This is a genomic window from Bacteroides sp. D1, from assembly GCF_000157095.2.
Lineage (GTDB): Bacteria > Bacteroidota > Bacteroidia > Bacteroidales > Bacteroidaceae > Bacteroides > Bacteroides xylanisolvens.
This window is the reverse complement of sequence record NZ_JH114331.1, coordinates 42676-50560: the sequence shown is the minus strand read 5'-3', so window position 1 is coordinate 50560 and position 7885 is coordinate 42676. Positions and strand designations below refer to the sequence as shown.

Below are 7885 nucleotides of genomic sequence, written 5' to 3'. Positions count from 1 at the left end.
CTGTGATTTCTTGCGTTTACGCAGTTTGCTATAAGCAAGATAGGCACGGCGTACATCAAGATACTTGTTACGGGGACGTTGTATGTGCAAGGTCTGGCAATGTTTGCACAGATGACGATGAAGCCATACAATACCTTCCCATAAGAGTTTGGTATCAGTAGGGAAACGCAGATGACTTTCATAACAGGTGGCATCGGTCATACAGACATGAAGGTTCTCAAGATAAGGTGTCCAATGCTCGGCAAGAATGAGCTGGAGGGACTCAACGTCAAGGCGATCCGCTAGTTCCTGACGAATTGCACTAACGATTTTAGGATTGGTTAGTGGATGAAGCGGATCAATCTGAACACCACAAAATAACTGGTAATGAATATTACCGTTTAAATGCTCAATCAGTTGTGCATCGGAAAAGTTGGTATAGGACTTCAAGACCATCAAGGCTATTTTACCTTCGGGAGAAAAATAACTTTTACGCCCAAAAGGAGAGGACTTCAAATGCATTTGTCGGGCCAGTTCCGAGAAAGGGAACAGAGAATGGAGGCGACCTAATTCACTCGTTGCAAAACTTTGACGATATTTTTTAAGCATATCGAACTCGGTAAAACCTAAACAAGGTTCGATTTCTGAGATTTTTTGTATCTTTACCATGTGTTTTTATTTTTAATTACCCCCGTTTTGGCCGTCAAACCGTTTTTTGGGGGGAATGCTTAAAGATACAAAAAAGGCAACTAACTCGCAATGAATTAGTTGCCTTAAATTTTATTATTTTAGGAATATCCCTAAGTATTAAGTATTAACCGACAAGTATCAATCAACAAGTATTAAGTATTAATCGACAAGTATCAAATAGCAGGTATTATCCAGCAGCTTCGGTAATACTTGATACTTATTACTTATTACTTAATACTTATTTCTAAATTACTCATTTTATCAGTAGTGTGGAAGGGGAAATCAGGATACTCGTAAAGACTGAAGCGAGGTTCGGTTTCTCCTTTCGTATAATTCCAGATAGAAGCATAATCTTCCGGATCTTCTCCCATCTTGGCTAATTGGCGCAGATAAGCGGCCAGTGATTTATTTTCTACGATGTAAATCTGTCCCATCTGGTCGATAATCGGGCTATGATGACGAGTGCCGTCATGTTCGAAGCGTAGAATCCGTTTTCCTTCTTCCGTTAATCCTACCAATTGGAAGGTCATACTCTTACCGATAGCCGGTAAATTCAATACACTGCGATCCGTAGCAAGGAAAGGCAAATGATGTTTTCTCATGAAACGTCTTAATTGCTTGGCAACATCTTCTTTCGTCTCCTCTTCCGTTCCGACTTTCGTCTCTAATATTTTGTATAATTCCTCCGCCTGTTCCGGTGTCATCCGACCATAAATCTTTTCCTCCTGTTGTTCCTGCATCGAACGGCTGTTGGGAGCAAATACTGCATAATTCTCATTGAATCCCTTCACCGAGAAAGTATAATAACATACCACCCCCAATGAATTGAGCACCTGGCGAAGCCGTGTCGTATGCCCCCGACGCGAAGCAGCCACTGTATATACCAACTGATTCGTGATAATCCATCCGGCAGAAAGAATCTTCCGAATCGCCTCTTTAGCTTCAGGCGTGACCTCCAGCGGTGTTTGAAAATGAGTCTGGATAATAAACTGTTTCACCCCGATAGCCGAAGCCTTTTCTTTGAATTCCCGCAAAATATCCACCAATCCGTCATTGATACGCATCGGCAAATAAGCTAACAACCGTGACCCCAGCCGTACCCGTTGTAATTCCGCATATTTCTCTCCTTCCGGGCGTTCGAGATTTGCCTTCTGCTTGCGTACCGCCATCCGATACACCGCATCCAAAATATTCTGAAGCGTCTTATTCTGACTCATCAGCGCATCGCCCCCTGTAATCAGAATATCCCGCAACTGTGTATCCTCTTCAAAATAAGTCATCAACCGGCGCAACTTACGATCCCATGACTCCTTCGGGCGTAAAGACTCAAACTCGAAATTCAATCGTTCGCTTTGGAAATCATACATCCGCTGGCAAGAAGCACAAAGTCCCCCGCAAGCCCTTCCCATCGTGTCAGGAATGAGAATAGCCACCTCCGGATACCGGCGATGAATATTATGTCCGTCCGGCAGAAGCCATCCCGCAGCATTAGGTTTACCAACCTCCACAATATCCTCCTTTTCCCACGCACGAATATTTCCATACGTCTCCACCAATCGTGGCGAATACAGAATATAACTCCGGATAGCCTCATCATTATACCCATATCCTGTAATATTGAGTAGCGATAAATAATAAGGAGTCGCAAAAAACGGCATTCCCTTCTTCCGTGCCCGATAAAGCAAATACATCGTCTCCGAAGAAAGAGAATTCCCCAAGAACCGATTCAGTTCTCCCGGACTCTTCACAGCCATCGCCAAATGAAAGCGGAAATCATTCCACCACTCACTCACCAACCTGTATTTCTCCTCATAACTCATTCCCTCCTCAAAGTGGAAACGAACCGAAGGCTTCGACTTCCTGTTCTCAATCTTCTGAATCAGCAAGTGCAACATCCGCTCCTTATTTTCATCCCGTATCTCTCGTACCTCTTCATCCAGTCCAGTTTCCCACCGGTCATTCCGACTTTTGATACGCTGCGGTGACGGCAAAGGCATAACTTCTCCCTTCAACCGTTTAAACATCTGAAAAATTTCAATAAACAAATCCGTCGGCATCTCCATATTCTCCAACGTTCCCGTCAGAAACTCATAAAGCAGCCGAATAGTCTGTACTGACATATCCTGTCCCGTAGACAGTTCATGAACATTTTGCCCATCATAATCAAGTAAGAGTCGAATTTGCTCCCTCGCCTCCTCCGCAGCTTCGTTTTCTATCCTGCAAGTCTCCAACAACCGCAGTATTCCAGCCTTGAAATCCTCAACAGTAGAGCTCTTATCCGCTATCTCCACTATCTCCGGAATCTCCTGACCATAGATTTGTTTCAACTGTGAAAAAGTAAGTGTAAGCATTTTCTTTTGTTTCATAAGCAATCTATCAATTTTTAAATTATATAATAAGCATTTTAAGTTTGAACGACCTCCCTTCTCCCCGAACTATATGTCTCAAATCCCGAACAGCATCTCATCCCCTAAGTATTCTCCATCCATAACCTACCAACATAATCATCAAAGCGCAACATAATACACAATCACACCGCATAGCACTCTACACTGCATAGCATTCCACGCCGCATGGCCTCCCGGCCTCGTCTGCACGGCGTCAAGCGGAGGTTTCATTCCCGGCGTTAAGAAGGGCAGACTGTTTGAGCGAAGCGAGTTTCTGCCCTTTAGCCGGGGATGAGACCGGAGTAGCCGGGCAGACGCAGCCTTGATTTTTTCTTTTTGGTACTTTTTCTTTTGTATCAAGACAAAAGAAAAAAGTACATAAAGATAACAAAAAAAGCGGAAGTACAAAACCCCCGCTTTCTCTATCATATTAATCTTTACGCTTTTCTAACATTTAACGCGACTTATTTTTTCGTTTCCGTGTCGTCATCCTTCCGTTTCGGTTCCTTCTTGGCAAGTAGAACGATATTATACACATAATCCGTCATCCACTGCTCCGAGTATCCCAGACGCTCTTTGTATTGGCGGATAGCCGCAGCCGTCTTATGCACATCATCCGCTTTCCATACCATTTTGGTGCAAACATCATGTACCGTCTTCTGCGTCATGCCATACAGAGCCTTTTTAAAGATCGACGGCATGCGGAACTTCCACTGCATCAGATTTCCCATCAACATCATCAGATCATTAGAAAATCCCTGATACATGAATAAATAAGATTGAATATCATTTTGAGTGCGGCAGTTACGTTTCACGGAAGCGTCGATTTCCTTGAAGAAATTCTCATTCAGCCCATAATCCTGCATCAGCATTTTGCGTGACGCAGACTTTTCGGCCAATCCCAGTTTACCGTTTTGAGTAGGCACTTTAAACAAACGTTTGAAGTTAGCTACGTCCGGCAAGAATCGGATATTGGTGATACCTAGGTTTGTGGCGATCACTGACTGGAAATACACCCGGGTCAGTGAAATGAAATCTTCTACATTGCCGACTTTCGTTTCATCGGATTTTTTCTTGAATAAACCAAATAAGCCCATTGTTATATTTACAATTTTACAATTTACAATTTACTATTTGAGTGCGTGGAAGGTATATAATATAACTACCATCTGTCAATTTCCGTGCAAAGGTACAAAAACAGTTGGTTTTCACCAACATTCCAAGTCCTTTTCGATGTCCGGCATAGACTCTTTCTTAAAAACAGGACTTTGGATGCCGGCTTTCTTTTGCGCTCGGTAATCATTTAACAGGCGGATCGCATATTTTCCAAGGAAGAGGATAGCGATCAGATTGCAGATAGCCATTAATGCCATAGTGACATCTGCCAAGCTCCATACCATATCCAATGTGGCAAGTGAACCGAAGAGCACCATGCCGCCCACTAATATCCTGTAACCATGAAGCACCCACTTCCGGTGAGTGATAAAGCGAATATTGGCCTCCCCGTAATAATAATTTCCCAGAATACTGCTGAAAGCGAAAAAGAAAAGAGCCACAGCAACGAAGACGCTGCCCGAAGAACCGATCTCGTTCGTCAATGCCTGTTGAGTCAACTGCACCCCATTGGTCGATCCATCCAGCGGAGCACCACTAAACAGAATGATAAAAGCCGTACAAGTACAAATCAATAATGTATCCGTAAATACTGCCAAAGTCTGTATCAATCCTTGTTTCGCGGGATGACTGACATGAGCCGTGGCAGCCGCATTCGGAGCCGATCCCATACCGGCCTCATTGCTGAAGAGTCCTCTCTTGATACCTTGCATCAATGCCATGCCGACTCCTCCTGCCAGTGCCTGTTCCCAACCGAAAGCATGACTGACAATCAGAGCGATGACGCCCGGTAAATGAGTGATATTGAGTATAACGATCACCAACGCCAGCCCCACATATCCCAATGCCATAACCGGCACGATAATGCTGCTGACACGGGCAATGCGTTGAATACCTCCGAAGATGATAACCAACGTCAGCAATGTCAGTACCCCTCCCAATAGAATATGATTGACCCCGAAAGCATGCTCCGCAGCAGCACAGATGGTATTGCTCTGTACAGAATTGAAAGCAAAACCGAAAGTGATGCTTATTAATATGGCAAAAAGCATTCCCATCCACGGTTGTTTCAATCCCTTCTTCATATAATAGGCAGGACCTCCGATGAATGAATCCTTTCCGCGTATTTTGTATAATTGCCCTAAGGTAGACTCGATGAAAGCACTCGAAGCCCCTAACAGTGCGATGACCCACATCCAGAAAATAGCTCCGGGACCGCCGATAGCGATGGCGGTAGCCACTCCCGCAAGGTTTCCCGTACCCACACGGCTGGCGATAGAGATAGCGAATGCCTGAAAAGAAGATACATGTTTCTCTCCCTGCTTCCCTTTGCCCGCAGATTCGCTTAACAGTACGATCATTTCGCGAATCATGCGGAATTGTACGAAGCGTGTCTGTATGCTGAACCAGATAGCACATCCCAATAACATGATAATCAGAATATAGGTCCAGAGTATGTCGTTAATCTCGTTGATAAAGGTCATAGTTAAGTATTAAGTATTGTTTGTGGTTATTCGTTTTTTATTCGGAAGTAGAATTTATGATTTTCGAATACGGGTTCCACAATATCATAACGAACAAATTTGGCGAGCAGATGTTCAGCGGCACGTCGTGAAAGTCCGGTTTGGCGACAGTAGCGGTTGAGTGAAAGTAAAGTGCCATGCTCCAGTTGTTCGAGCAGGAGCTGTTCACGTTCGGTGTAACGGATCAGTTCGCCACGGGGGCTGTCGCTCTGTTGCCATACACGGAGATGTATAGGTGTTGCCAGAATATTTTCATCCTTGATGCGGAGATAGGCTAGAGGTTTTCCGGTTTCGTCTTTGGCGTAAACCGGTTTATGTGGAGTCTCTTCGATGGTCGCTACCAACACTTGTCGTCCCTCCACTATATATGTTTGCAATGTGTATTCCACTTCCGGCACGCAATAAAGTTGTGCGGCGGCTTCAATCATATATTTTTCTTCTTCGGAGCGTACTCCCGCGATTTTTCCATTGTCTTTTACGCCAATAAGTAATCTTCCTCCGTCCGTGTTGGCAAAAGCCGAGAGTGTTTTGGCAATTTTGCGTGCGTCGGAAATTTCGAATTTAAAGTCCTGTTGCTGGTGCTCCCCTTCAGCAATCAATGCATGTATATAATCGGTATCTGTAAGCAGTTTCATGGCTACAAAGGTAGGTAAAAATGGTGAAAAGCCCCTTTTTTAGATATTTTTCGAAGAATATTTCAAAAAAAATATTGATTTTATGCTTTTATTTCGGGAAACAGTGTATTTTTGCGGCACATTATTAACGAAAAAAATAAAAGGATTATGAAAGAATTGGTAGAAAAGGTAGCAGCTCTGTATGCTGACTTCTCAAAAGATGCTAACGCACAGATCGAAAACGGTAACAAAGCAGCAGGAACTCGCGCTCGTAAAGCTTCTTTGGAAATCGAAAAAGCAATGAAAGAATTCCGTAAAGCATCTTTGGAAGCTTCTAAGAAATAATTTAGAAGACTACTAAGATATCGAAAAGGGGCTGTCTAACAAGTTTAGACAGCCCCTTTTATTATAGTACATTAAAATATATACGAACTTTAAACTTCTTCGCACACCACCATTTTCATCCCTTGATAAACGACTATAATTTTGTGCAGCGTCGTTGTTCCGATTGCTTTTTGCACCGTTTCACTGGCGGCATAGCGGTTGGCTTGTGTGATAGCTTCTTGCCGGAGTTGCTCCACCTTTTCATCACTATCCTTTCCTTTGGCATACTTCAGTTCGATAATGTAGGAATGGAGCATATCTTTATAAATATCCAGTAAGGGAAACATGAAAATGTCGGCATATCCTTCCTGATTCTCCTGTTCGGAGATGGGGCGATAGAAACGGTTCTGTGCGGTCATTGCCAGTGTAAATCCATGTACGTATGCTTCGCCTTTTTGCTTGTCGCGCTGGGAAGAATATCGGTGCAGACATTCGGCGATATAGTCGAAGTAGGCTTTCCAGTCGCCGTCATAAGCCATTGCTGATGCCAGTTCTCCCTTTTCCCAGTTGTCAAAGCGGAGATTTGCTTCGTTGTAAGTATCTAGTAAGTAACTGTACAGTTGCTCACGTACTACTTGATTAGGAATGGTTAATAATGTCTTGCCTCGTTTGGTGCCGCTGATAGTCAACATTCCGAAATAGAATAATAGGCTGATAAAGTTATCCGGTTCTGCAATTGTTTCGGCAGGGAAGCCAGTTTTCAATTCACCGGTGATGTATCCTTGTTGCACCAATGTTTGGATGGTCGAGGCGTCATGAGCAAATTCTTTATCCTTGCGGATCAACATTCGTAGTTTGTTGTAATCCACGCGGATGTTTTCTTCTACCATATTACGTGGCATATAGCCTCCATTCCGGATGTAATTATCCACAAAGTAGAGTACCATATTGGAGTTGTACATTGTAGTACCGCCATAACTTTTCTCTGAGAAACAGTAGTTGTCATACCAAGGTTTCATAGCTTCTATCAGCTCGTCGGTAGAGTGGTGAAACTGGCAGGTAGTGGCATAATAATCCAGCATTGCGCGTACCTCTTCTTCGTTGAATCCGGTCATTTCATTAAATTCCGGAGAGAGCGAATAATTGGTGCCGATATTGAATCCGCTGGTGAGATCGTCCATCGTGACGGGGCTGACACCAGTCACGAAGCAACGTTTGATAGTGGAGTCCGTGCCTGCTTTCTACCGTACTCGAA

General features: G+C 43.7%; 6 protein-coding genes and 1 pseudogene. 1 reads left to right on the top strand and 6 read right to left on the bottom strand.

The window, feature by feature from the left end; genetic code table 11:
• From BSAG_RS21170 to BSAG_RS21195, 5 genes are all read right to left on the bottom strand, one after another.
• The coding region (locus tag BSAG_RS21170; RefSeq protein WP_008997297.1) for a transposase at positions 1-648 on the bottom strand (648 nt) is incomplete at its 3' end.
• A gap of 248 nt (positions 649-896) precedes the next feature.
• Positions 897-3035, bottom strand: a complete 2139-nt coding sequence (locus BSAG_RS21175) for a KamA family radical SAM protein (RefSeq protein WP_004314085.1) — start codon at positions 3033-3035, stop codon at positions 897-899.
• A gap of 485 nt (positions 3036-3520) precedes the next feature.
• Positions 3521-4153, bottom strand: a complete 633-nt coding sequence (locus BSAG_RS21185; RefSeq protein WP_004314086.1) for a hypothetical protein — start codon at positions 4151-4153, stop codon at positions 3521-3523.
• Positions 4154-4264: 111 nt separating this feature from the next.
• A complete protein-coding gene (locus BSAG_RS21190; protein ID WP_004314087.1) occupies positions 4265-5653 on the bottom strand; it encodes an alanine/glycine:cation symporter family protein in 1389 nt (462 codons plus the stop codon).
• 26 nt (positions 5654-5679) lie between these two features.
• Complete coding sequence (locus BSAG_RS21195; protein WP_004314088.1) at positions 5680-6327, bottom strand: helix-turn-helix domain-containing protein; 648 nt, start codon at positions 6325-6327, stop codon at positions 5680-5682.
• 147 nt (positions 6328-6474) lie between these two features.
• Here BSAG_RS21195 and BSAG_RS21200 point away from each other — a divergent pair, with 147 nt between their 5' ends.
• A complete protein-coding gene (locus BSAG_RS21200) occupies positions 6475-6651 on the top strand; it encodes a histone H1 (protein ID WP_004301965.1) in 177 nt (58 codons plus the stop codon).
• An 89-nt stretch (positions 6652-6740) separates the two neighbouring features.
• Here the strand turns inward: BSAG_RS21200 and BSAG_RS25410 are convergent.
• Positions 6741-7885: pseudogene (locus BSAG_RS25410) on the bottom strand (AAA family ATPase); the annotation flags it as partial.

Coding starts and splice junctions, on each gene's coding strand:
- BSAG_RS21185 (WP_004314086.1), bottom strand. CDS start 4,153: ATGGGCTTATTTGGTTTATTCAAGAAAAAATCCGATGAAACGAAAGTC.
- BSAG_RS21175 (WP_004314085.1), bottom strand. CDS start 3,035: ATGAAACAAAAGAAAATGCTTACACTTACTTTTTCACAGTTGAAACAA.
- BSAG_RS21190 (WP_004314087.1), bottom strand. CDS start 5,653: ATGACCTTTATCAACGAGATTAACGACATACTCTGGACCTATATTCTG.
- BSAG_RS21195 (WP_004314088.1), bottom strand. CDS start 6,327: ATGAAACTGCTTACAGATACCGATTATATACATGCATTGATTGCTGAA.
- BSAG_RS21200 (WP_004301965.1), top strand. CDS start 6,475: ATGAAAGAATTGGTAGAAAAGGTAGCAGCTCTGTATGCTGACTTCTCA.